The 24,116-nt window shown below is 73.0% G+C and carries 15 protein-coding genes; 5 read left to right on the plus strand and 10 right to left on the minus strand.

Going from position 1 to position 24,116, the window contains the following annotated elements:
* The first annotated feature begins 16 nt into the window (after positions 1 to 16).
* From J5Y10_RS00190 to J5Y10_RS00205, 4 genes are all read left to right on the plus strand, one after another.
* Positions 17 to 985 (plus strand): hypothetical protein, encoded by a 969-nt coding sequence (locus tag J5Y10_RS00190; protein WP_209369674.1) that lies wholly within the window; start codon positions 17 to 19, stop codon positions 983 to 985.
* Between the two features lie 40 nt (positions 986 to 1,025).
* The gene (locus J5Y10_RS00195) at positions 1,026 to 2,168 is read left to right on the plus strand and encodes a UDP-galactopyranose mutase (RefSeq protein ID WP_209369675.1); all 1,143 of its coding nucleotides are present in this window, start codon (positions 1,026 to 1,028) and stop codon (positions 2,166 to 2,168) included.
* Positions 2,165 to 2,992: a CatB-related O-acetyltransferase gene (locus tag J5Y10_RS00200; RefSeq protein ID WP_342452787.1), complete on the plus strand. Its 828-nt coding sequence runs from the start codon at positions 2,165 to 2,167 to the stop codon at positions 2,990 to 2,992. Before J5Y10_RS00195 ends, J5Y10_RS00200 begins: the two co-directional genes overlap by 4 nt.
* 101 nt (positions 2,993 to 3,093) lie before the next feature.
* On the plus strand, positions 3,094 to 4,443 hold the full coding sequence (locus tag J5Y10_RS00205; protein WP_209369676.1) for a DUF1800 domain-containing protein: 1,350 nt from the start codon (positions 3,094 to 3,096) through the stop codon (positions 4,441 to 4,443).
* A gap of 222 nt (positions 4,444 to 4,665) precedes the next feature.
* On the opposite strand, the gene J5Y10_RS00210 is transcribed toward J5Y10_RS00205, so the two are convergent.
* Genes J5Y10_RS00210 through J5Y10_RS00230 form a run of 5 tightly spaced genes read right to left on the minus strand, consistent with a single transcriptional unit; the run spans position 4,666 to position 9,571 of the window.
* Positions 4,666 to 6,441, minus strand: coding sequence for a polysaccharide biosynthesis/export family protein (locus J5Y10_RS00210; protein WP_245214157.1), 1,776 nt, complete (start codon positions 6,439 to 6,441; stop codon positions 4,666 to 4,668).
* Positions 6,431 to 7,558 (minus strand): KpsE/RkpR family capsule polysaccharide export protein, encoded by a 1,128-nt coding sequence (locus J5Y10_RS00215; protein WP_342452788.1) that lies wholly within the window; start codon positions 7,556 to 7,558, stop codon positions 6,431 to 6,433. Before J5Y10_RS00215 ends, J5Y10_RS00210 begins: the two co-directional genes overlap by 11 nt.
* A 25-nt stretch (positions 7,559 to 7,583) precedes the next feature.
* On the minus strand, positions 7,584 to 8,234 hold the full coding sequence (locus J5Y10_RS00220; RefSeq protein WP_209369678.1) for an ABC transporter ATP-binding protein: 651 nt from the start codon (positions 8,232 to 8,234) through the stop codon (positions 7,584 to 7,586).
* 18 nt (positions 8,235 to 8,252) lie between these two features.
* A complete protein-coding gene (locus J5Y10_RS00225; protein WP_209369679.1) occupies positions 8,253 to 9,080 on the minus strand; it encodes an ABC transporter permease in 828 nt (275 codons plus the stop codon).
* The gene (locus J5Y10_RS00230; RefSeq protein WP_209369680.1) at positions 9,077 to 9,571 is read right to left on the minus strand and encodes a hypothetical protein; all 495 of its coding nucleotides are present in this window, start codon (positions 9,569 to 9,571) and stop codon (positions 9,077 to 9,079) included. The genes J5Y10_RS00225 and J5Y10_RS00230 overlap by 4 nt, the downstream gene beginning before the upstream one ends.
* 46 nt (positions 9,572 to 9,617) lie before the next feature.
* On the opposite strand from J5Y10_RS00230, the gene J5Y10_RS00235 reads away from it, so the two are divergent.
* Positions 9,618 to 11,468, plus strand: a complete 1,851-nt coding sequence (locus J5Y10_RS00235; protein WP_209369681.1) for a capsular polysaccharide export protein, LipB/KpsS family — start codon at positions 9,618 to 9,620, stop codon at positions 11,466 to 11,468.
* Between the two features lie 251 nt (positions 11,469 to 11,719).
* On the opposite strand, the gene J5Y10_RS00240 is transcribed toward J5Y10_RS00235, so the two are convergent.
* The 5 genes from J5Y10_RS00240 to J5Y10_RS00260 all read right to left on the minus strand — a co-directional run bounded on the left by J5Y10_RS00240 (position 11,720) and on the right by J5Y10_RS00260 (position 24,034).
* A complete protein-coding gene (locus tag J5Y10_RS00240) occupies positions 11,720 to 12,982 on the minus strand; it encodes a capsule polysaccharide biogenesis protein (protein WP_342452789.1) in 1,263 nt (420 codons plus the stop codon).
* A gap of 104 nt (positions 12,983 to 13,086) precedes the next feature.
* A complete protein-coding gene (locus J5Y10_RS00245) occupies positions 13,087 to 13,842 on the minus strand; it encodes a formyltransferase family protein (protein ID WP_209369682.1) in 756 nt (251 codons plus the stop codon).
* A gap of 56 nt (positions 13,843 to 13,898) precedes the next feature.
* Positions 13,899 to 15,215, minus strand: coding sequence for an aminotransferase class I/II-fold pyridoxal phosphate-dependent enzyme (locus J5Y10_RS00250; protein ID WP_209369683.1), 1,317 nt, complete (start codon positions 15,213 to 15,215; stop codon positions 13,899 to 13,901).
* Between the two features lie 24 nt (positions 15,216 to 15,239).
* A complete protein-coding gene (locus J5Y10_RS00255; protein WP_209369684.1) occupies positions 15,240 to 22,691 on the minus strand; it encodes a type I polyketide synthase in 7,452 nt (2,483 codons plus the stop codon).
* The gene (locus J5Y10_RS00260; protein WP_245214158.1) at positions 22,688 to 24,034 is read right to left on the minus strand and encodes a glycosyltransferase family 4 protein; all 1,347 of its coding nucleotides are present in this window, start codon (positions 24,032 to 24,034) and stop codon (positions 22,688 to 22,690) included. The genes J5Y10_RS00255 and J5Y10_RS00260 overlap by 4 nt, the downstream gene beginning before the upstream one ends.
* Between the last annotated feature and the right edge of the window lie 82 nt (positions 24,035 to 24,116).

Raw genomic sequence — 24,116 nt, forward strand, 5'->3', positions numbered from 1 at the left:
GGGGCCGGGAGGGATGATGGCTCAGCGACCCGACGAACTGCCGGACGAGCGGCCCGGACGGGCGGCGGGCGAGCCGCGGCGGATCGCCGTCCTGCTGCGCTCCCATCTCAAGGGTTCGGCCAAGGCGATGGAACTGGCGGCCCAGCTCTCCGCCGTGCCGGACTGGGACGTGTACTTCGCCGCCGACGAGACGAACGGGGAACTCGACGTCTCGCCCTATCGCAAGGTGCCGCATTCCATCGAGGCCTGCCGGGCCATCGGCCTGTTCACGGACCGGCCGAAGGCCATGGCCTTCCTCGGCGACTATCCGTTCTACGTCACCTTCCCCGCCATCCCCGACTACGACTTTTATCTGATGATCGAGTACGACGTGGGGCTGGCGGACAAGGGCGGCGACTACTTCCACCGGCTGGCGGAGGCCCTTCGCTCCGAGACCTATGCGGAGCTGGACCTGCTCGGGACGAACCACCGGCCTCTGGGCCTTGGGCGCGACAAGCGGCCGCATCGCTTCGCCCAGGCCTGGAAGAGCATCTTCCCGATTATCGGCCTCTCGCGCCGGGCGATCAAACACCTCTACGCGGAGCGCCTGCGGGAGGCGACGCAGCCGCCGCTGAGCGACGGCACGCAGAACGTCTACTGCGAGTTCTTCGTCCCCTCCGCCATGGAGGCGGCGGGCCGCTTCCGCTGCCTGCCGCTGAACGATGTGATGCCGGGCAGCGTGGACAAGGTCTCCTTCAACACGCGGGAGAGCCGCGTGCTCCATCACGAAATGCGCCTGCCCGTGGCCTCCGCGCTGCTGCATCCCGTTCTGGATTTTGCGCAGTACGCGCGGAAGACGGCGGCCATCGCGATCAAGTTCGGGCGCATCCCCGCCTTCCGCGAGGATCTCGATTACTTCCGGCGGCACGGCTACGACCCGGCCGTGCTCGCAGAAACTGAGGCCAAGCTCGACTTGGCCGAGACGCGGCGTGCCAAGGTCGCCTGAGGCGACCCGCGCCGGCGCGATGACCTAGGAGGAGACTGCTATGGCGGCAGAGACCGCGCTGATTGTGGGTGCCGGCTTCGCTGGCGCTGTTTACGCGCGCACGCTCGCGGAAGCGGGCTGGACGGTTCGTGTCATCGACCGCCGGACGCATATCGCGGGCAATGCCTATGACGAGGTGGATGGGAACGGGGTGCGGGTGCACCGCTACGGCCCCCACCTGTTCCACACGAACAACGACGCCGTGGTGGAGTGGATCCAGCAATTCGGGGAGTTCGTGCCCTACCAGCACCGCGTGCGCGCGCTGCTGCCGGACGGGCGCCTCGTGCCGCTGCCCGTGAACGCCGACACGGTTGAGGCGGTGTTGCATCGCCCCTTGCCGGACGAGGCGGCCATGCAGGCGGCGCTGGCCGAGGTCGCGCTGCCCATCGCGAACCCGCAGAACGCGGCGGAGCACCTGAACTCCAAGATCGGCAAGGAACTGACCGACCTCTTCTTCCGTCCCTACACGAAGAAGATGTGGGGCCTGGACCTGGAGGAGATGGACGCCTCCGTCGTCAAGCGCATCCCGCTACGGACGGACCGGGAGGACCGCTACTTCCCCGGCGACCGCCACCAGATCATGCCGCGGGACGGCTACACCGCAATCTTCCGCTCCATCTTCGACCACCCGAACATCCGGGTGGAGACGGGGGTCTCCTACGAGAAGGGGATGGAGGACAGCTACACGCACTGCTTCAACAGCATGGCTATCGACGAGTATTTCGACCGCTCCCTCGGCGAGCTGCCCTACCGCTCCATCCGCTTCCACGCGCGCACGGTGGAGGGTGAGCTGCCTGCCGACATGAACTGGACCGTGACGAACTACACGGATACCGGCCCCCTCACGCGCGAGACGCACTGGGATCTGCTGCCCCACCACCGCGTGGAGGCGACCGGCCGCCGCACTGTGACGGTGGAGGAGCCCTGCGACTACCGCGACAACAACGAGGAGCGGTACTACCCCGTGAAGACCTCCGACGGGCGCTACCAGGAGAAGTACAAGGAGTACGCCGCCCTGGCCGCGGGGCTGGAGCGCATGAGCTTCATCGGCCGCTGCGGCACCTACCAGTATCTGGACATGGATCAGGTCATCAACCAGTCCCTGATGGGGGCGCGGCGCTTCCTGGCGGAGCGCGGGGGGTGACCCCACCGGCCCCCGAGGCACCGGGGACCGGCCCGGTCCTGCGCAGCGGCCCCGGGGGCATCACGCTCCGGCTCGACGAGGCGGTGCGCGATTGGCTGACGGAGCGGCGGGTCTTCTTCGGCCGCGCCAGGGTCGGGTTCCGCAACCTCCGCGCCGTGCACATTCCGGCCGGCGCACGCGTGGAGCCCTATGCCTGCTATCCCGCCGGGGACACCCTCTTTGGGATGGGCGCCTTCTCCTACTCGGAGGCAGCCTTCGGGGCGGAGATCAGCCTCGGCCGTTACTGCTCCATCGCGCGCGGCGTGAAGGTGATGGGGGTGAGGCACCCCATCGAGTGGGTGACCACCTCCTCCATCACCTACGACACTCATCCCGAAAGGGGCTATGCCTCCTTCGCTGCGGCGCACCGGGACCTCGGTGGCGGCGATTTCCAGGCGCAGCGGCCGGCCGGGCTGCGGCAGCCCGGACCCTCTCTCGGGCGCGACGTCTGGATCGGGGAGGATGCGCGGCTTGCGCGCGGCGTCCGGATCGGCACGGGGGCCGTCGTGGCCTCCGGTTCCATCGTGACGAAGGACGTGGCGCCCTACACCATCGTCGGGGGCTCGCCGGCCCGCGTTATCAGGCGGCGGTTCGACGAAGCCCTGTCCGAGCGCCTGCTGGCAACCCGCTGGTGGGAGTACGGGCCGAATGTCCTGCGCGGCGGGACCTACCGCGACCCGCTCGCCTTCGTGGAAGCCATTGAGGCCGGCACCGACCTGCCGGAGCGGCTCGTGCTGGCACCCGTGACGGCCGAGGAGGCGTTGGCGCGGTTCGTAACAGGGTGAATCCCGCCCTTGTGCCGGTCGCGGCCACCGCCCAGAGATAGGGGGAATGGGCGGCTCCTCCCGTAAGGACCGGCCCGCCCGTGATCGCGCGGAGCATGCGCTTGCCGGATCCGAATGTCCTTCCTGCCGTCAACCGCTTCGGCCTCGGCGCCGCGCCCGGCGAGCTCGCCCGCGCGCGGCCCGATCCTCGCGGCTATGTCGCCGCGCAGATTGCCGCCCCCCCGCCGCCGGTGGTGACGGAAACGGTCCCTGCCGACACCGCCGCCGGCCTCTTCCTGCTGACCGAGCGCCGGCGGATCCTGAACGAGCGCAACGCCCTGGTGAAGCGCGGGGAGGCCGATCCCGGCACCCCTTTCATTCGGCCCGGCGACGTCGCCGCGCAGGAGATGGCACTCCTCCTCTCCACCGCCGTGGACACGCGCGTGCCGCTGGTCGAGCGGCTGGCCATCCACTGGTCGGACCATTTCACCACCGCGGGCGGCTTCACCGGCTTCCTCGCCGGAAGCATGGAGCGCCAGGCGATCCGCCCGCACATGCTCGGGTCCTTCCGGGACATGCTGGTCGCGGCCACCCTGCACCCGGCGATGCTGTTCTACCTCGACAACCGGAGTTCCGTGGGGCCGAACTCGCCCTTCGGCCGGGGCTCACGCCGGCGCGGCCTGAACGAGAATCTCGGGCGCGAGGTGCTGGAACTGCACACGCTCGGCGTGGACGGCGGCTACACGCAGGACGACGTGATCGCCCTGGCCAAGATCCTGACGGGCTGGACCATCGACCTGGACGAGCCGCCGAAGCGGCCGGAGCGCGTGGGCTTTTTCCCTGAGCGTCACGAACCCGGGCCGCAGATCCTTCTCGGTAAGACCTACGCGCAGGAGGGGCCGGACCAGGCGATCGCCGCCCTGACGGACCTGGCCCGCCACCCTTCCACGGCCCGGCACGTCACGCGCCGCCTGGTCCGGCACTTCGTCGGGGAAGGGGTGCCGGCGCTGGAAGCCCGCATGGCCGAGGTCTACCGCCGCACGGATGGCGACCTCGGCGCCGTCACACGCGCTCTCGTCTCGGATGGGGAGGCCTGGGGGCCACCGCGCAAGGTGCGGCCGCCGATCGAGCTGCTCCTCGCTGCCTCCCGCCTCCTCGGCGGCCTGCCACCCCAACCCAATCCCGGCCGGGCCCTGAAGGCGATGGGCCAGCCCTTCTGGGACGCGCCTGCCCCGAAAGGCTGGCCGGTGGAGAACGATGCCTGGGCAGCGCCGGACGCGATCAAGACCCGGCTGGACTGGGCCTCGGAACTCGCCACCCGGCTGCCACCGGGCACCGATGCCCGCGCCCTCCTGGACGCGGCCTTCGGACCCGCGGCCAGTGCCGAAACCCGGCGCGCCGTGGAGCGGGCGGCGGATGGCCGGCAGGCCATCACGCTTCTCCTGCTCTCGCCGGAATTCCAGCGGCGGTGAGCGCCGCTTTCTGACGTTTTGCCGCTTGTGGCCGCCGGGAGGCGCCGGGGAGATTTCCGAAGCCGTGTCGGCCTGGGCTGCCGTGTTCATCGCCTGAGGTCACCGGCCTCAGGCGAGCCGAAAGACAGGCGTTAAGCGGCAGCCCAGTTAGGAAAAGATGAGAGGGGGGGCCTGGGGGAGAGAACTCTTCCTCTCCCCCAGTGGCCATCCGGGCCGAAGACCCTACTGGAAGATCCGCGCCGAGAGTGCCGTCTGGTAGATCAGCTGCAGCACGTCGCGGGCGATCTGGAAGGCCTTGGGATCCAGCCGTGGCAGGGCGATCAGCTCGTCGCCCGGTCGCGGGCCCACCTGCGGGTCCAGCACCAGCTCACCGCTCGCACGGCGGATCATGATGTTGGAGAGGTTGCCGCGCTGGGTGAAGCCGCCGGCCTGGCTCACGTAGTCTTCGACCTTCAGGTTGGGGCGCCACAGGATGGCCTGCGGTGCCGTCACCTCGCCGGCCACCAGCACCACCTCGCTCCGCTCGGGGATGACGACCGTGTCGCCGTCCATGAGCCGGGTGTCGGAGCAGCGGCCGGAGCCGTCGGAAACGACTAGCCGTCCCTCGGGCTGGATGCGCCGCGCGCGCGAGATGTACTGGGTGACCAGCCCGGCCTCCGCGGTGCGGATCTCCGCCACGCCGGTGGTGACGGAGGTGGCCGTGAAGAGCTGCCGCTCCAGCCGGTCCAGCGTCTCGTCGATGGTGCGCTTCTGCTGGGCCGCCACGCTCGGACGCAGCAGGAAGACGGAGGCGGTGTCCGCCATGGTCGGGTTTACGGCCACGTGGTCCAGCAACTGGCACAGGCCGATGTCGCGATCCGCGATGAGGACGGAGGGGCCGATGCGGCTGCCCTCGATGCTGACGCGGATGGTCTGGGGCGGGGCGTCGGTGATGAAGCTCACCACGTCCTGGTCCAGCAGCGGGATGCGGCGAAGTTCCGTCACGGTGGTGTAGCGGGACCAGGGCGCGCCGTTGCGCGTGCCGCGCACCACTACGTTGGTGGCGGCGGGAAGCGGGGAGGCCAGCTGGATCAGCTCCTCGCCCTGCATGGCGCGGCCGGGCACCTCGAAGAGGTAGTTGTTGCGCACCGCGCCATCCACGCTGACGAGCGCGCCCTGCTTGTTGACGACGATGGTGTCGCCTTCCTGGAACAGAAAGCGGGTGAGGCGGCCGGCGAGCAGGAAGGGGTAGAGGTCCACGGTCTGCACCGTGCGGCCGCCGCGCTGAATCTCGATGTTGCGGAACGACCCGCGGGCGGGGTCCACGCCACCGGCGCGCAGGAGGTAGTCCAGCACGCTCTCCATCCCCGTGCCGACCTGCCGGCCGGGGCTCTTGACGAAACCCGTGACGAAGACGCCGATCCGGTTGACCCCGAGCAGCACGGCGTAGACCTGCACCTGCTGCGTGTAGATGCGCCGCACCTCGGTCTCGACCACCCGCTGCAGGTCGCCCGCGCGGGTGCCAGCGATCTTGATCGGGCCGATGGATGGCAGGAACAGGTTGCCGTCCGCGTCCACCTGGCCGATCGCCTCGGACTCGATCGCGCCCCAGACGCGGACGGAAACGCGGTCCCCGATGCCGATGACGTAGTTCGGGTTGGGCGTATCGGCCGATGAGGGGGCGCCGCGGGCAAACAGGGCCGCACCGAAGACCGCCGTTGCGGGACCGGGAGCACGCATCGGCTCACCCAGCGGCCCGCTCACCACTGCGCCGCCCTCGGCCGCCGTCGTCGTGCCCTGGCGGGCGGTGGGGCTGGTATCCGGCAGAAGCGTGTTCGCCTGCACCGGCGTGCTGGCGGAGGGAACCGGGGTGGCCTGGGCCAGCATGGGACCAAGGCGGCCGGGGACGGGCTGCTGGAGGAGCCCGTCCGGGGACTGGGCCAGGGCACTTCCGGAGAACAGGCCGGACAGGACCAGGGCGAGGACGCGTCCGCGCATGGCGCGGCGTTCAGGCTGCATGTTCACGGAATCCGGCGAAGATCAGGGAGGCAATTCCATAGACCACGCAGAGCACAGCGAAAATGCTGCCGACGGCGTAAGCGGCCTTGGGATAGAGCGCGGTTTCCGCCAACTGCGGCTGCGTGATGCGCGCGAGGTAGAGCTGCTGCCGCGCCACGTCGATGCGGGCCGATTCCAGGCTGCCGACAGCTGAGGCGAGCTGCTTGTCAGCGAATTCCCGCTCAAGCATCAGCCGCTCGTACCCGGCCAGCTGGGTGGGGGCGGCCTGGGTGCCGTGGGTCAGGCGCTGCCGCTCATTGGCGATCTGCCCTTCCAGCGCGGAGATGCGGTTGCGCACCACCGCGACCTGCGGGTTGTCCGTCCGCATGAAGCCGCTCTTCTCGCGCAGCTCGGCGCGGGCCTGGGCGAGGGCGGCCTCCATCTGGGTCACCGTCGTCATGTTGGCCGTCGCCTCGCTGGTGGGGTCCAGGGCGCGCCCTTCCTGGCGGAAGGTGGTCAGGGCCTCCATGGCGCTGGCCACGCGGCGCTCCGCAATCTCAACCTCGCGCTGGGCGTCCTGCATCGTGTTGCCGCGCTGCCGCTCGCTCAACCCGTTCACCAGGTTCTCCGAGGCGCGGAGAAGGGCCTCGGCCACAGCCTGTGAATCCTCCGGGCGAAAGCTCCGGATGTGCAGGGTGACGGTGCTGGATTCCGTGTCGAACTCCGATGTGACCATCATCCTGTAGTAGCGGGTCAGCATCTCGATGCTGGGATTGGGAACCCAGAGCCGCGCGAGATGGTCGGCCTCCGGCCGGCGCCAGATCTCGACGAGGTTCACGGACTTCCGCACCTCCCGCACCGCGTCCTCGGAGTTGACGTAGTCGCGCACCGCCATCGCCTCCTCCGACACCGGCTTGAAGCCGGCGCCGCCGAGGGCCGCGCCGAGCGCGCCCATGGAGCTGCCGCCGCTGGAGGAGCCGCGGACAAGGAAGCGGGCCTCGCTGACGTACTGCCCGGCCGCGATGCCGTAGAAATACACGGCGGCGAGAAGGGTGGGCAGGATCACGGCCAGTAGGAAGCCGCGCCATTTCCGCAGCGTCTTGGCGAGGGCCGAGGGCCGCCGCGCGGGAACCGACACGCCGGACGTAGCCTGTGGCCCCGCCTCAAAGGCCTTGATAGACGGCGATACCTTCATCGATGTCCTCATACAGCTCGAGTAGGCCGTTCCGGAGCACGACGGCGGTGCGGCAATACTGCCTGATGTGGTCCGCGAAATGCGAGACCATCAGGAGGGAGGCGTTCCCCAATCTATCCTCCAGCATCGTCTGGCATCGTTGGACGAAGCGCTGGTCGCCGGCGGAAATGATCTCGTCCACTAGGTAGCAGTCGAACTTCACCGCGAAGGACAGGCCCATCAGCAGGCGGCCCATCATGCCGGCGGAGTAGGTCTTCACCGGCTCGTGGAAGTACTGTCCGATCTCGGAGAAGGATTGGACGAAGTCCAGCGTCTCCCGCACGTCCTGGCCGTAGATGCGGGCGATGAAGCGGGCATTGTCCGCGCCGGAGAGGCTGGCCTGCAGGCCGAAGCCGGAGCCGAGGGGCCAGGAGACGGACATCTCCCGCCGGACACGGCCGCTCGTCGGGCCTTCCACGCCGGAGATGACGCGCATGAGCGTGGACTTGCCCGCGCCGTTGCGGCCGAGGATGCCCACCGCATCGCCGCGCTCGACGACGGCGTTGATGCCTTTCAGGATCTCCCGGCGCCCGCCACGGACGGGGTAGGACTTCCAGACATCTTCGAGGATCAGAGCCATGGGCGACGCATCCCCGGCTCAGAAGATCTCAAGCTTGCGCCGGGCGGTCCGGAGCGAGAGCAGGCCGAGCAGGTTGACGATGAGGATGCACCAGCCGACGTAGCGGAGGTCGTAGTAGGAGGGGAAAGCATCCCCGAACACGCCCGCCCGGATGCCCTCATGCAGGCTCACCAACGGGTTCCACAGCAGGATCTCGCGGATCTCCGTGGGCAGCCAGTGAAGGGCGAAGAAGGCGCCGGAGAGCGGCATGGACAGGTAGGTGATGGGGTGGATCAGCCGCTCCGTCACCTCCCAGCGCGCCACCAGCGCGGCGACGTTCATCGCGATCCCGTTGCACAGCAGGAACATGAGGAGGAGGCAGAAGAAGATGAGGGCGGGGTTCGCCGGCCAGATCCCCGTCAGCCAAGCGCCGCCTGCCAGGATGATGACGATCACGCCGACGACGGAGGCGGCCTCCAGCAGGTTCCGGGACACCAGCACGTCGACCGGCGTCACCTGCCGGTGAAAGAGGAGGGTGAGGTTGGAATGTAGCGCGCTGCCCGCCCGGTTGACGATGGCGCGGAACATGAAGAAGGGCACGTAGCCGACGAGGCTGAAGAGGAAAGGGTCCACGCCGCCCGGCATGGAGCGCCCGTGCGCCGAGTGCATCAGCCCGACCATCATGCCGAGGAAGAGCGGCTCGAAGAACAGCCAGAGGAAGCCGACATTGTGGCGGCCGAAGCGCGTCTGCATCTCGCGCATGATGAGGGCGCCGATCACCCGGCACTGGGTGGCGAAGCCCTCGACGATCCAGTGGCCCCGCTCCCGCCGGGCCGGCGGTATTGGAACAAAGCCGATATCACTCACGGCCGGTAGACCGCTCCGCCGCGCAGGAGGGGACGCGCCGCGACCCATCCCTGGGTGGGGTCGTTGCAGTAGGTCGCGCCCGGTGCGCCGCCGGGCACGCCGGCCGAGCCGAACTGCAGCTCGCGGCACTCGCGGCCGGAAGCCGCGTTGTACACGCGCGTGAGGCGGGCGGTCGTGACGCCCGCGCTTCCGGAGACGGTCTCGGTCTGGCCGGGCTCGGCGCGGGCGGCGAAGGCGGCCAGAGGATCGGCGGCGCGCACCGGCAGCACCACGCCCGTGGCCGGCGGGGGAGAGGTAGGGGCATTGGCGAGGCCCATGGGATTCCACCAGTTCCCCTGGCCCGGATCCGCCGTGCAGGCGGCGAGGGGCGAAAGGGCGACGAGGAGGAGAAGGGCGCGGCGCGCGCCGGCCCGCGACGATGCGGCCGAAGCTGGGAGTGCGGGAACCCCGGACGGCTCCATGGCCGCCCCGCTGGGCATGGCGTGCTTCATGACGTCAGTCTATCCTATCGCGGCGCAGCAGGCAAAACATCCGCATATGGTTGAGGCCCGATTCGCCGAGCCGCCGCTCGCTTTTCCGCCCGAACTTCTCGCCCGTTGGCCCCACCTGCCCGCCTTCTGGCCAGGGCGCGCGGTGGTGCCGCCCGGCACCCCCGGCGCCCTTGTCGTGACGGAAGGTGCCGCCCCGGCCGGTGGCCCCGCGCTGCGCTTCTCGCTCGGCCCTTTCGCGCCGCCGCGCTTCGCCGGCCGCAGCGCACCACCCCTCCTGTTGGCCGAGGACGCCCCGCTCCTGGCCGAAGGCGAGGCGGATGCCCTGGCCGCGCTGATTGCGCGCGGGCGGATCGGCGGCCCGCCCGGCCTGCCGGATCCCGGGGCCGCAGCCTTCGGCCTCGCCGCGCGGGCGGCGGCGCTGGTGCTGGACCCCTGCGACCCCACCCGCGCGGCGGCAGCGCGCAAGGCCCTGGCAGCGGCCCGCGCTTCCGGCCTTCCCGTGCTGGTCGCGCGCCACCCCTTCGCCGACCGTGCCGCCGCCCCTGTCCTGTCCGGAAGCGCCCTGACCGAAGGCGTTGAGGCCCGGACCCTGCCGCAGCCCCTCTCGCCCTGGACGCTGTTGGACGCAACGGCCCGGCTGCACGGCGCGGATCCCTCCATTGCCGCGCTGGCCGAGGCCGCCGGGGTGCCGCACGACCTGGGCGGAGTGCATCTCACACCGCTGCTGGCCCGCCTGCGCGCCGCCGATCCCTTCCGCCACCGTCCCTGGAGCAGGGCGGAAGGCCTGGCCCTCCTGGCGGATTGGGGGGCGGCCGAGCGGTCCAACCGGGGCGTCTCCGCCTGCATCGGCATCGCGCGCTGGAAGCGGCGCCAAGTCGCCGCACTGCTGGCGCACGAGGGCGGCTCCACCGCTTTCGAGCGCGGGGCAGCCGGTGCCACCCAGCGCGCCGTCGCGGAAGGCGGGGCGGTGGTCGCCTGGGCGGCCTCCCTCTCCGAGACGGAGGCGGCTGCCATCCGGAACAGCGGCGTGGAGCTGCGCCTGCTGGAGGATGGCTTCATCCGCTCACGCGGGCTCGGCGCGCGCTTCCTGCCCGGCGCTTCCTACAGCCTCGATGCCCGCGGGGCCTATTACGACCCGCGCCAACCCTCCTCCCTGGAGACGATCCTGACGGAGGGGAACTTCCCGCCGGACCTCCTGGCCCGCGCCGCGGCGCTGCGGGAGGCCGTCGTGGCGCGCGGCATTTCCAAGTACAACTTGCGGACGGAAGCGGCGCTGCCCGCGATCCCCGGCGGCCGGCGCGCGGTGCTGATCCCCGGGCAGGTGGAGGACGACGCCTCCGTGCGCCTTGGCGGCGGCACGATCCGCTCCAACCTCGACCTGCTGCGGGCCGTGCGGGCCGCCGAGCCCGAGGCCTTCATCCTCTACAAGCCCCACCCCGACCTGGAGGCGGGTTTCCGCCGCGGCCGCCTGCGTGCCTCCGACCTGGCCGGACTGGCCGATGCCGTCGTGGGCGGCGTGCCGCTGCCCGCGCTGCTGCCGGGCGTGGACGCGCTGCACACCCTCACCTCCCTCTCCGGCTTCGAGGCGCTGCTGCGCGGCGTGCCCGTGACCTGCTGGGGCCAGCCCTTCTACGCGGGCTGGGGACTGACGGAGGACCGCGCGCCCCTGCCGCCGGGACGCCGCGGCGTGGCCCGCACCCTGGACGAGCTGGTGGCTGCCGCCCTCATCCTCTACCCGCGCTACCTGGACCCGGTGACCCTGCTTCCCTGCCCGCCGGAGGTGATGCTGGACCGGCTGGACGAACCGGAAGCCTGGCGCGTCTCCCCCCTGACGATCCACCGCGGCGTCGAGGGCTTCGTCCGGGGCCTATTGGCGCGGATCGGAGGGCGACGGTGAGGAGGCTGAGCGGATTGCCCCGGGGCGGCGCCCGCTGGACCTGCTTCGGGCTTTCGTGGACGCACCGGAAGAGGCGGTTCTTTAAGGTCGGGTCCAACCCTGCCCTTGCAATCGCCTCGGCTCCGCGAGCCGAGGGGCACCGTCAGCGCAGCAAGACCAGCGACTAAGAAAAGATGATGAAGAGGGGGGCGGAGAGAGGAAGAATTCCTGCTTCCCCTCCCGCGACAGACCGACGGAGTAGAACTCCGCCGTCACACCAGCGCGGGCGGCGGCTCCACGACAGGCTGGTTGATCATGTTGAGGTGCAGCCGCTGCGCTGCCGCCTCGACCGCCGCGTCCAGGCCAGGGCGCGCGTAGTACACGCCCCGTAGGTGCAGGCAGTGCGCGATGCCGCGCAGGAAGGCTTCCCGCAGCTCCGGTTCCGGCGGGCGTCCCTCCGTCCAGAAGGTGTCCAGCGGGCCGCCATGCACCAGGCCGGGGATCTTGTAGATCGCGTCTCCCAGCGCGTGGGTCGGCAGGTGGTCCAGGATGGCGCGCAGGCCGACGGTGCTGTTGATCGTCACCACGCCCTGCACGCTCTCCGTGATCGCGCCGAGGTTGCCGCCGCCGAGGTAGTGGACGCGGTCCGACACCTTCGCGCGCTCCGCGATGCGGCGCACCCGCCGGCGCCAGTTCTTCATCGCCGGGTCCAGCGGGTGGACCTTGACGAGGAGCTGCGCCTCGGGCGGCGCGTGGGCGGCGAAGGACTGCGTCACCTCCTCGATCGCGGTATCGAGGTCGGGGTAGGCGGAGTAGGCGCGGACAGAGAAGTCCGTCTCCATCTGCATGGCCATGAGGAAGAGCGGCCCGCGACCCTGCAGCCGCGTCATGATGCCGTTCGCGTGCCGGTTGGCGCGTCGCCGCGTGAGGATCCGGGACAGGGTGCCGAGATAGACCTGGATGGGGTGGTAGATCTGGTGGCTGCGGTAGTGGCGGAAGAAGCCCGGCAGCAGCGAGACGAGGTTGTAGACCACGTCCAGCGCCGCCTGGTTGCGGAAGCTGTCGCGGTAGCGCTCCCCGATGTCGGGCGGGGGCAGGGTCTCGGCGAGGGCGATGATGCTGGCGGGGTCGCGGGGGAATTGGCTCTCGCGGTTCATCCCCTCCGCCTCGAAGGTGATCCAGTCCGGGCGGAGATAGCCGAAATCCGTGGCGACCACGGCGATGCCGCGGGCCCGGGCCGCCGCGATGGCCGCCTGATGGTAGAAGCGCTGCTCGCCGAGGAGGAGGATGTCGGTGATGCCGCGCTCCTCCAGGAAACGCGCGATGAAGGCCGGCCATTCCTCCGGCCGCGCCCGGTAATCCACGGCCTCGCTGCCCCACCAGAAGAGCTTGTCGCCGAGGCAGAGGTTGATCCGGTGCACGCCGTGGCCGAGCGCGCGGAGTCGCGCACCGAGCAGGGGGAAGAAAGGACTGATCGGGCCCTGCAGGAACAGGAACTGCCGCCCATTCCGGGTGTTCGTCATCGCCTCGGGCACGCCCGTTCCATATGCAGGCCTGCCGGGTGGCGCAATGGCATGGGGATGGGAGGCAGGGTCCCGCGCACGGGCCGGGGGCTCCTCCCGGTCTGCCGGGCGGTTGCTCAGGCCCTGATCCGAAAGGCCGCGCGGATGTCGGACAGGTCCAGCAGGCGCAGCCCGCGCCGGCGCGCGGCGCGCAGGGCCGCGCGGTCCGGGAAGGGGCGATAGGGCAGGAGCGCCCCGGCCGGCGCCTCCGCCGCCGTGCCGGCCGAGAGGGCGGCGAGCACTTCGCCGACCAGGGGCACCGCCGCCCGGTGCAGCCGGCGCGCGGCGGAGGAGGCAGTGATGCCCAAGGGCAGGGCGACCTCGCGCTGGGCAAGGACCACCCCGGCATCGATCCGCGGCACGAGGCGGTGGACGGTGACACCGTGGGCGGGTTCGGCCTCCATCCCCGCCCAGAAGGTCGGGATCGGGCCGCGATGCCGGGGCAGCAGGGAAGGGTGGACGTTGATCCCGCCCCCCGGCGCCAGGGCGATGGTGGCGGCGGAGAGGATGCCGTCGAAGTGGAAGGTCAGGATCAGGTCCGGACGGGCAACGCGCAGCGCGGCGTGGAAGGCGGGGCCGTTCACGTCCTCCACCACGGTGACGGGGATGCCCCGCGCGCGCGCCAGGGCCGCGAGCGAGCCCGCGCCCCGCGCCAGCGCGGCGGAAAGGCGCGGCAGGGCCATGTTCACCACGAGATAGGCGAGCAGCCGCGGCCCGGAGCGCCGGAGATGCCGCCACGCTTGGCCCAGCACGCCGCCGGCCGCCCGGCGGTAGGGATTGGACAGGCCGAGCAGGACGACGCCGTCCCCATAGAGGTCCAGGAACTCGGCCACGGCCTCGCTGCTCGCCGCGCTGCCGAGGGTGAGGAGCGCGACGCGGAGAGGGGGCGTCAGCCCGCTACCTCGGCCGGCGCGACCCCCGCCGCCGTCTCCGCCACGATGTCCAGCGTGCGGTCGATCTGCGCCTCGGTGTGGGCGGCGGTGAGGAAGAAGCGCAGCCGCGAGGCGCGCTCCGGCACCGCGGGGAAGGTGATGGGCTGCACGTTCACCCCGCGCTCGAAGAGCTCGGCGGAGAGGCGGCCGGCGCGGACGGAGGAGCCGGTCATCAGCGGCACGATGGCATGGCCGGCCGAGGCGCCGGCATCCAGCCCGCGCGCCCGCAGCCCGTCCCGGAAGCGGGTGGCGTTGGCGTTCAGCCGCGCGACCCGCCAGGGCTCCTCGTGCAGGATGTTGAGCGACTGCAGGGCCGAGGCCGCGAGGACCGGGGCGAGGCCGACGGAGTAGACGAAGCCCGGCGCGGTGTGGCGCAGCCAGTTGATGAGCTGCCGCCGCGCCGCGACGTAGCCGCCGCAGGAGCAGAGCGTCTTGGAGAGCGTGCCCATCCAGATGTCCACGCCCGCCGGGTCCACGCCCTGCAGCTCCGCGATGCCGTGGCCTGTGGCGCCGAGCACGCCCATGGAATGCGCCTCGTCCACCATCAGCCAGGCGTCGTGGCGACGCGCGATCTCGATGAAGCGGGCGAGGTCGGGAACGTCCCCGTCCATGGAGTAATGGCCCTCGATAAGGACCAGAGCCCGGCCGGCGCCGCGGCGGGCGGCGGCCAGTTCCCGCTCCGCAGCGGCCGCGTCGTTATGCGCGAAGGGGATGCGGCGCGCCCCCGAGAGGCGCGCGCCCTCCACGCAGGAATTGTGGATCATCGCGTCGTGCAGGATCACGTCGCGCGGGCCCATGAGGTGGCCGATCACCGTGACGTTGGTGGCATGGCCGGAGACGAGGGTGATCGCGTCCTCCGCCCCATAATGCGCGGCCAGCGCGCCCTCCAGCTCCGCGTGTAGCGGCCGCTCCCCGGAGACGACGCGGGAGGCAGAGGCGGAGACGCCGTGGCGTTCGATCGCGGCATGGGCAGCGGCCTTCACGCGCGGGTCGTCGTTCAGCCCGAGGTAGTTGTAGGAGGAGAAGTTCAGATACTCCTCGTTCCCGATCGTCGTGGTGGCGCCGGCCACGCCCTGATGCGGGCGGAAGAAGGGATTGGGGAGGTCGAGCGCCTCCATCGCCGTCTTCAGCAGCTCGAAGTCGCGCAGCCCCGGCACGTCGCTGAAGGAGCGGCCGTCGCCGGCGCCGCTCTCCTCCTGGCGCGCGCGGCGCTTGGACAGGCGCTGCAGCAGCGCCAGTCGCGCGGTGGCCGAAAGGCCGAGGCCCTGGTTCAAGCGCGTGTCTCCATGCCGGCCAATCTAGGTGGCGCCGGCCCTGTCCGGTAGGGTCGCCGCGTCGGCCGGCGTCGGCTCCGGCGTCAGCGTGTCCGGGCCGGGCGCGCTGGAACCCGGCTCGAACTGGCCGAGCAGGGAGTTGAGCTGCGCCTCCCGCGCCCCGCCGGACAGGCCGTCCACCATGCGCGCGGCCAGGCCCGCCACGGTCAGGTCCTCCGTCACCGCGGAGAGCGGCACGGCCATGCCGAGGCGGGCTTCCAGCGCTCCGCGCAGCTCCAGCCCGCCGAGGCTGTCCAGCCCCAGCCGCGCGACCGGCACGTCGGCCCCGATGCTCTCCGGCGGCAGGCGCAGGATGCGGCCCAGTTCCTCCGCGCCGATCCGGGCCAGCAGGGCCTGGGCCTCGGCGGTGGGCAGGGCCATCAGGTGGGCGCGCATGTCCGCGATGTCGGCATCCGTCTCCTCCGCCCGGCCGCGCAGGGCGGCGAAGGCGGGCTCCCGCAGCACCGGCAGGGCAGTGCCCGCGCGCTTCCAGGCCACGCGGGCGAGGCAGACGACGGGATGGCCGGCGGCGATGAGGCCGGGCAGGGCCTCCAGCGCGTCCCGGGCCGCCATGGGCTCCACGCCCAGGCGGCGGGCGAGGGTGCGGGCCGTCTCCTCCTCCCGCGCCAGGATGCCGGCATCGGCGATCGGGCCCCAGCCGACGGCCAGCGCCGGGCGGCCCCGGGCGCGGCGGCGGCGGGCCAGGGCTTCCAGCCCCGCATTGGCGGCCACGTAGTTCGCCTGGCCCGGATTGCCGAAGGCCGTGGTGGCCGAGGAGAAGAGGAGGAAGAGGTCGAGAGGGTCCTCGGCCGTCAGCCTGTCCAGGTTCTCCGCCCCCACCAGCTTCGGGCCGAGCAGGGCGGCGAAGCGGGCGGCGTCCATGGCGCCTGCCGCGCCGTCGTCCAGGACCGTGGCGGCATGCACCACGCCGGTGATCGGCCCTTCCGCCCGCAACTCCGCCAGCAGCGCGGAGAGGGACGGGCGGTGGGCGACATCCGCCGCGTGCAGGCTGGCCCGGGCGCCGAGGGATGCCAGGGCCGTCACCGCCTCCGGCGCGCCCGGCGTGGCCGGGCCGCGGCGGGAGACGAGGGCGATGCGTTCCGCGCCGTGGGCGGCGAGCCACTTGGCGCATTCCAGCCCGAAGCCGGAGGTGCCGCCGGTGACGAGGATCGTGCCGCCGCTGCGGGGCGACCAGGCGGCGGGGCGCGGCTCCTCCTCGCGCGGGGGCAGCACGACGATCTTGCCGATATGGCCGCTGGCCTGCAGCAGCCGGAAGGCGCCCTCCGCCTCCTCCGCCGCGCGGCGGGCATAGGGCAGGGGGCGGAAGTCGCCGGAGGCGAGGCGGCCGCGGATGGATTCCAGCAGCCGCGCCGCCTCGGCGGGCCGGGCCTTCGGCAGCTGGTCCACGTCCACGCCGAAATAGGTGACGTTGCGGCGGAAGGGGCGCACCGCGATGCGCCGGTCCTCCGCATAGTCGCGCTTGCCGAGCTCGATGAAGCGGCCGAAGGGCTTCACCAAGGCGATGGAGCGCTCCATCGCCTCCCCCGCCAAGGAGTTCAGCACCACGTCCACCCCGTCCGGCCAGTGGCGGCGGAGCGCGTCGTCGAAGCCCGCCGCGCGGCTGTCCAGCACGAGGTCGGCGCCGGCCGCGCGCAGGAAGGCGCGCTTGGCCTCCGTGCCCGCGGTCATCGCCACCTGCGCGCCCGCGGCCTGGGCCACCTGCAGGGCGGCCAGCCCCACGGCGCCCGCACCGCCATGGACCAGCACGCGCTCCCCCGGGGCGATCCCCGCGCAGGTCTCCAGCGCGTAGACGGCAGTGAGGAAGGCGACGGGGATGGTGGCGGCGGCGGTTGAGGTCAGCCCCTCCGGGATCGGCGCCAGGGCCTCTGCGCGGGTGAGGACGGCCCCCGCCAGGGCCCGGGGCGCGAAGCCGAACACGCGGGTGCCTGGGTGGAAGGGCACGCCCGGCCCGGCCTCCATCACCACGCCCGCACATTCCATGCCGAGGCCGGCGCCGGCGAAGCCGTCCTTCAGCGTCTCCTCCGGCAGCAGGCCCTGGGCCCACATCAGGTCGCGGAAGTTCAGCCCGGCGGCCTCCACGCGCAGCCGGACCTCGCCGTGGCCGGGGGTGGGCAGGGGCTCCATCGGCTCCCAGGCGAGGGAGGCGAGGGCACCGGGCTGGCGCACGGCCAGCCGCGCGGCAGGGCCGGGCTGGGGCGGGCGGCAGAGCGGGCCCTGCACCGGGCCGTAGAACAGGCCTTCCTGGGCCACGCGGGGCACGCGGCGGCTGGAGAGGCCGAGGATGACCTCCGGCTCCGAGCCATGGGCGAGCAGCTCCGGCACGAGGCGACGGGCGGCGGCGGCGGGGGCGAGGGCGGCGTCCACCAGGATCCGCCGCGGCGCCAGTTCCGGCATCTCATTCGCCAGCACCCGGCCAAGGGCGCGCACGGCCTCCGCTGCCGCGGTCATCCCGCCGCCCTGGGCGAGAAGCGTGAAGCCCGCGCAGGAGCCGGACGCGGCGGCGGCGATCTTCGTGATCCCGGCGAGGCTGGTGGCGAGCGGTGCCACCTCGGCCGGCCCGGCCGGGTTGGCGACCGCGACCACCGCCGCGCCCCGCAGCGCGCGGGGCGGCAGGGCGGAGGCGTCCTCCAGCCGGTGGGACTCCACCACGGCACCGGCCTTGGACAGGGCGGCGCCCAGAGCCTCCCCCAGCGGCGCGGCGCCGGAATCGGCGAGGAGGACGAAGCGCTGCCCGGACGTGGCGGCGGGGATGGCGGGGGCAGGGGCCGGGCGCTGGGCGGCGACGAGAAGGGCGGCCCAGGGCGAGCAGAGCAGCGGCTCGGCCCGCGGCGCCGCCCAGCCCTCCGCCGCAAGGGCGTCGCGCCAGGCATCGGCGCCGGGCAGGGCGGGCAGGGACCAGCTCTGCGGGTCCTGGCCGCGCACGAAGTCCATCAGGCGGCCGGGAACCGGCTCCACCGCGAGCAGGGTCCCGCCTTCCGCCAGGGCGGCGGCGAGGCCGTGCAGGATTCCGGTGGCGGTACCCCCGCGCGCGCCGGGATGCAGCCCGACGACGAGGTCCGCGACGACGGGCGGCGGGGCACCGCTGGCGGGGTCCCAGTCCACCGCCACCACCTCCGCCATCGGCTGGGCGGGGGGCTCGGGGCGCGTGTCGCCGGCCAGGATGTGGAGGATGCGGCGGCCGGAACGGGCGAGGCCGGCCGAAAGGTGACGGGTGAGGGCGGCGGGGCCGAGGTCGAGCACGCGGAGCGGGCGGTCGGCCGGCCAGGCGGCCGCCACGGCCGCGGCGGCATCGGCCAGCACCTGGCCCATGCGGTCGAAGGCGCCCGATTCCTCGGGAACGCGGAGGCGGGCGGATTCCGGCGGCAGGTGGCCCGCCAGGGCCTCCGGCAGCCGCTCCGTCGCCTGGGCGATGATCGCGAGGTCCTGGGCCAGGGCGGGCCGCTCGATGAGGACGGAGCGCCAGATATCCTCCGGTGCCGGAAGATCCTCGGCGGGCAGCAGGCGCCAGCCCGGGCCCTCGGCAGCGGCCAGCCCGTCCTCCACCAGCGCGCGCAGCATGGCGACCGCATAAGGGGTGGAGGGCTGGATGAGGCCGTCGCCGGCGGCCGCGAAGCCGCGCGCCGTGGCGGCAGCGACATAGCCTTCCAGCAGCAGCGCGTACTCGGAGAGATCGAGGGATTCGTCGCGCGCCCCGGCGGCGCCGAGCGCAAGGTCCAGCGCGCGCCCGGGATCGGGGGCGGGCAGGAAGGGATCCAGGGCGGGTTGGTCCTCCAGCCGGAAAGCGGAAACCTCCGCCGCCTCGGCCCGGCCCAGGCGGGCGCGCTGGAACCAGACACCCTCGGCCAGCGCCACGGCGCGGCCCGCGGCATCGCCGAGCACCAGCCTGGCCTCCGCCGCGCGGCTGCCGGCATGGGTGAGGGCCAGGGCGGCGCGGGTGGCCGGGGCGGCGCCGCGCCGCAGCACCAGCCGCTCGAATCGCACGGGCACCAGCGCTTCGCCCGGGGTCTCGCCCAGGCGGTCCATCATCGGGCGGTCCCCGGCGCCGCCGCGGTCTGTCAGCAGGCCGATCAGGCCCTGCATCGCGCCGTCCAGCCGCACGGGGTGGAGGAGAAAGCCCTCGTCCGCCGGCGCCGAGGCAGGAAGGTCCAGCGACACCTCCGCCGAGCGGCCGCCGGCATTGATGGCGACGTGCTGGACCGGGCGGAAAGCCGGGCCGTAATCCAGGCCGCAGCGGGCGGCCACGGCGTGCAGCGCGGGCTCGGCCACGCCCCGGCCGCCCTCCGGCGCCGGGGGCAGTTCCGGCAGGGACCCCAGTGTCGCAGGGCGCAGCAGGCCGCGCGCGTGCAGGGACCAGGCCTCGCCGCTCATGCGGCGGCGGGATTCCAGGCGGAAGGTGCCGTCATCGGCCAGGCGGAAGCGGACCTCCTGGCTGCCGCCCTCCCGGTCGCCGGGCGGCACGGGCAGGGGGCGCAGGATCTGGAAGGCGGAGAGCTCCAGCGCCTCCGCTTCCGGGAAGCGGCGCGCGGCGGCGGCCAGCGCCATCTCCGCCATCCCCGCGGCGGGCATCACCGCCTCCTCGCCCAGCCGGTGGTCGGCCAGCCAGGGCAGCAGGGCGGAATCCACGTTGCGCGTCCAGTGGGCGAAGCCCTCCGCCGGATCGGATTCGCGGCGGAAGCCCAGCAGGGGGTGGTCCAGCACCGGGTCGTGCAGCCGGTAGGACTCCGCCGTATCGGGATACCAGTGCCGCCGCCGGACATAGGGGGTGGGGGGCAGGCCGCGCCGCAGGGCGGGGCCGGCGAAGGCGGGGGCCCCCCGCGGATCGGCGCCCGCCGCCGTCGCGCGGTCCGCGATGCCGGGAATGGGATCGCCCGGCAGGTCGCGCTTGGAGAGGGTGGCGAGGATCGGCGCCTCGGCCTTGGCGGCGCGCAGGGCCTCTCGCAGGTAGGATTGCAGGATGGGGTGAGGGCCGACCTCGATCACCGGCCGCGCACCGAGCCGCCCGGCCTCCGCCGCCGCATCGGCGAAGCGCACGGGCGCGCGCAGGTTGCGCCACCAGTACGTGGCGTCCGCCATCCCTTCCAGGAGCCCGCCGGTGACGGTGGAGAGGAAGGGCAGGCGCGGTGCGGCGGGCTGCAGCCCGGCCAGGGATTCGCGCAGGCTTCCCTCCACCTCGTCCATGGCGGCGGAGTGGAAGGCGTAGTCCAGGTCCAGCGGGATGATCGTGTGCCGGTCCCGCCGGGCGGCGGCCACGAGGCGGGCGATGGCCTCCGCCGGTCCCGCCACGGTCAGGGCGCGCGGCGCGTTGCGGGCGGCGATCTCCAGCCCCGGGCCGCACTCGGCGAGGAGGGGCAGCGCCTCCTCCTCGGAGGTGTTGAAGGCCGCCATGCGGCCCCGGCCCCGCGTGCGCGCCTGCGCGGTGGAGCGGGCGACGATGAGGCGGGCGGCACCGCCCAGGTCCAGGATGCCGGCGGCCAGCGCCGCGGCGACCTCGCCGACGGAGTGGCCGAGCACGAGGGCGGGGGTGATCCCTTCCCCTGCCAGGGCGGCGACGAGGCCGTGCTGCACGGCGAACAGAGCGGGCTGGGCGACTTCCGTCGCGGCCAGGGCCTCGGCGGTGATGCCGTCCGCCAGGGCGGCGGCGACGGACCAGCCGAGGCGCGGGGTCAGCTCGGCGTCCGCGGCCTCCACCGCCTCCCGGAAGGGGCGGGAATGCGCCATCGCCTCGCGCGCCATGCCCGGAAACTGGGAGCCGTTGCCGGAGAAGGCGAAGGCGGGGCCGGCCGCGCCCGCCGCCGTGGGGGCAACGCCCTGGATTCCGGCGGGCTCGCCCTCCGCGTAGGAGGCCAGCTGGTCCGCGAGGGAGGCGGCGTCCCCGCGCATGACCAGACGGTGAGGGTGCAGGTCGCGGTGGCGGGCCAAGCCCCGCAGCATCGCCGGGGCGTCCTCCGGCCGGGCGCGCAGGGCGGCCGACCAGGACCGCGCGGCAGCCGGCAGCGCCTCGGAGGAGCGGGCGGAGAGGACCAGGGGCGGCAGCGCCGCGGCCGGCCCGGCCTCGGCGGGACGGGCGGCGGTGACCGGCGGCGGGGCGAGGAAAAGGGACGCGTTGGTGCCGCCGAAGCCGAAGGAATTCACCCCGATCACGGGCGCGCGGCCGGGCAGCGGCTCCCGCGCCGTGGGGACGCGGATGTTGAGTGCCTCGAAGTCGATCCGCGGGTTCGGGGTGTCGAAATGCAGGTTCGGCGGGATCTCCCGCTTCTCCAGCATCAGCAGAGCCTTGATGAGGCCGGCCATGCCGGAGGCGGTCTCCAGGTGGCCGATATTCGACTTCACCGAGCCGACGGGCAGCGGCACCGGGCGGATGCCGGCTGCCCGCGCCGAGAGGACGCTGCCGATCGCGGTGGCCTCAACCGGGTCGCCGGCCTGGGTGCCGGTGCCATGGGCCTCAAAATAGGTCACGCGGGACGGGGCCACCCCGGCCTCGTCCAGCACCTGGCGGATCAGGGCGGCCTGGGCCTGGGGATCGGGAAGGGAGAGGCCGATGGAGCGGCCCACCGAGTTCACTCCCGCGGCCAGGATCACGCCGCGGATGAAGTCCCCGTCCGCCAGCGCGGCGCCGAGGGGCTTGAGCACCACCGCCCCCGCGCCCTCGCCGCGCACGTAGCCGTCGGCGCCCGCCGAGAAGACGTGGCAGCGCCCGGTGGGGGAGAGCATGGAGGCGCGGGAGAAGCCGGTGAACGGGTAGGGCGAGAGGAGGAGCTGCACGCCACCCACCAGGGCCGCCTCGATCCGGCCGGCGCGCAGCGCGTCCACGGCATGGGAGAGGGCGACGAGGGAGGAGGAGCAGGCGGTGTCGATCGTCTGCGCCCCGCCGCGCAGGTCGAAGACGTTGGTGATCCGGTTCCCCAGGATGGAGAGGGTGTTGCCGGTCATGAAATAGCGGTCGAGGCTCGCCGGATCCGACAGCCGCAGCTCGGCATAGTCCGTGGAGGACCCGCCGACGAAGACGCCGATCTCCCGCCCCGCGACGGAGGATGCGGGCCAGCCCGCATCCTCGAGCGCCTCGGAGACGACCTCCAGCAGGACGCGCTGCTGCGGGTCGGCCTCCGACACCTCGCGGGGGGAGAGGCCGAAATGCGGGGCGTCGAAGCCCGCTATGTCGCCGAGATGGCCGGCGGCGAAGGTGTAGGAGCGGCCTGGCTCGCTGCGGTTGGGGTGGTAGAACCAGTCCTGGCTGAAGCGGTCCGCCGGCAGGGTGGAGACGGCGTCCCGCCCCTCGGCAAGGAGGGACCAGAAGGAATCCAGGTCGGGCGCGCCGGGGAAGCGGCAGGCGGCGCCAACCACGGCGATGGGCTCGGCGCGGAGCGGCCGCGGGCGCGCGCCGTTCTCCGCCTTCGGGCGGGTGGGGCGGCGGTTCATGTCGGGCCCGTGCTGCGGCTGTGGCTCAGGGCGGCCCGGTCGCGCAGCGCGCGCGGGCGCAGCCAGGAAGGCAGGGTGGCGCGCAGGAGACGCGCGCGCCCGGAGGTGCGAGCCAGCCGGCACAGCACCTCGTCCACCCGGGCGAAGTGCTCGTCCCAGCGCGGCGCGCGCCAGCCGGCGAGGCGCGCGAGCTGAGCTTCCCGGGCCTGGCTGTCGGTTTGCATGTAGTCGAGGATGGCGGAGCGCCAGGCGATGCCGTCCAGCGGGTCCAGGTAGTCCGGCACCTCGCCGCCGACCTCGCGCAGGGCGGGCAGGTCGGAGCAGATGGCGGGCACGCCAAGGGCCAGCGCCTCGGCCAGCGGCAGGCCGTAGCCCTCCGCGAAGGAGGGGAAGAGCAAGGCGCGGGCGCCGCGCAGGATCTCCCACACCTCGCGGTCCGCCACTTGGCCAACCTCGCGCACGGTGCCGCGGAGCGCGTCGCAGCGCTCCAGGATGTCCACCACGTTCTCGTTCTCCCAGCCGCGACGCCCGACCACGAGGAGGTGGGGCGTGCGCTGGCCCATGCGCCGGGCCAGGTCGCGCCAGAGATGGAGCAGGAGGAGGTGGTTCTTGCGCGGCTCGATCGTGCCGAGCACGACGAAGTAGGGCTCGGCCGGCAGGGCCGGGTTAGGAGCCGGCGGCGGCTCGATCCCGAGCGGGGCGACCATCACCGGCGGCGGGATGTCCCGCACGCGCAGGTGCGGGCGCAGCGCCGCCTCCGTATCGGCCGAGTTCACGATGATGGCGTCCGCCAGGGCCGCGGTGGTGGCGATGCGCCGGAGGTGCCGCTCCGCCTGGCCGGGGCGGGCGTATTCGGGGTGGGTGGCGGGGATGAGGTCGTGGATAAGGGGGACGAAGGCGCAACCCGCCTCCCGCATCATCCGGATCGGCCGGTCCCGTTCCAGCGCGCGGTGGGAGACGAGGAGGAAGGCCTTCGGGTCCGGCTCCTTCAGGCGCCGGGCCAGTTGCCGCTGGCCGAGGCCGCCCATGACGCGCCAGCGAAGGCTGGCGGAGAGGCGGCGGGCGCGGGCGGCGTCGCGGGCGCCCGGATCGGTCTGCCCCCAGGCGCGGGCGAGGATGGCCACGTAGCCCACCACGGCGCGCCAGGGCAGCGCCACGTAGTCACCCGCGAGCGCCTGGGCGACGAAGGTGCAGCTGCCTTCCGGCATGGCCGCCCAGCGGCGGGCATAGGCCATCTCCACGCGGTCGATGCCCGAGGGCGCGACCTTGGCGCTGCATGCCAGCAAGCGGGAGATGTCGAGCACGATGTGCGGCGGCCGATCCGCCGGCCGGGCTTCGGGCATCAAGTTTTCCTGGCCGTGAGGCACCCACATGTCCTGTCCCAGGGAATTTATCTTTTACTGCAACTCAGGGGTGTAAGGCCAT

It is taken from the genome of Roseomonas indoligenes, assembly GCF_017813365.1.
Taxonomy (GTDB): Bacteria; Pseudomonadota; Alphaproteobacteria; order Acetobacterales; family Acetobacteraceae; genus Roseomonas; species Roseomonas indoligenes.

Excerpts from the sequence above, each read along its gene's own strand:
- J5Y10_RS00255 (WP_209369684.1), bottom strand. The coding sequence starts at position 22,691 with ATGAACCGCCGCCCCACCCGCCCGAAGGCGGAGAACGGCGCGCGCCCG.
- J5Y10_RS00260 (WP_245214158.1), bottom strand. The coding sequence starts at position 24,034 with ATGCCCGAAGCCCGGCCGGCGGATCGGCCGCCGCACATCGTGCTCGAC.
- J5Y10_RS00195 (WP_209369675.1), top strand. The coding sequence starts at position 1,026 with ATGGCGGCAGAGACCGCGCTGATTGTGGGTGCCGGCTTCGCTGGCGCT.
- J5Y10_RS00235 (WP_209369681.1), top strand. The coding sequence starts at position 9,618 with ATGGTTGAGGCCCGATTCGCCGAGCCGCCGCTCGCTTTTCCGCCCGAA.
- J5Y10_RS00190 (WP_209369674.1), top strand. The coding sequence starts at position 17 with ATGGCTCAGCGACCCGACGAACTGCCGGACGAGCGGCCCGGACGGGCG.
- J5Y10_RS00230 (WP_209369680.1), bottom strand. The coding sequence starts at position 9,571 with ATGAAGCACGCCATGCCCAGCGGGGCGGCCATGGAGCCGTCCGGGGTT.
- J5Y10_RS00210 (WP_245214157.1), bottom strand. The coding sequence starts at position 6,441 with ATGCAGCCTGAACGCCGCGCCATGCGCGGACGCGTCCTCGCCCTGGTC.
- J5Y10_RS00220 (WP_209369678.1), bottom strand. The coding sequence starts at position 8,234 with ATGGCTCTGATCCTCGAAGATGTCTGGAAGTCCTACCCCGTCCGTGGC.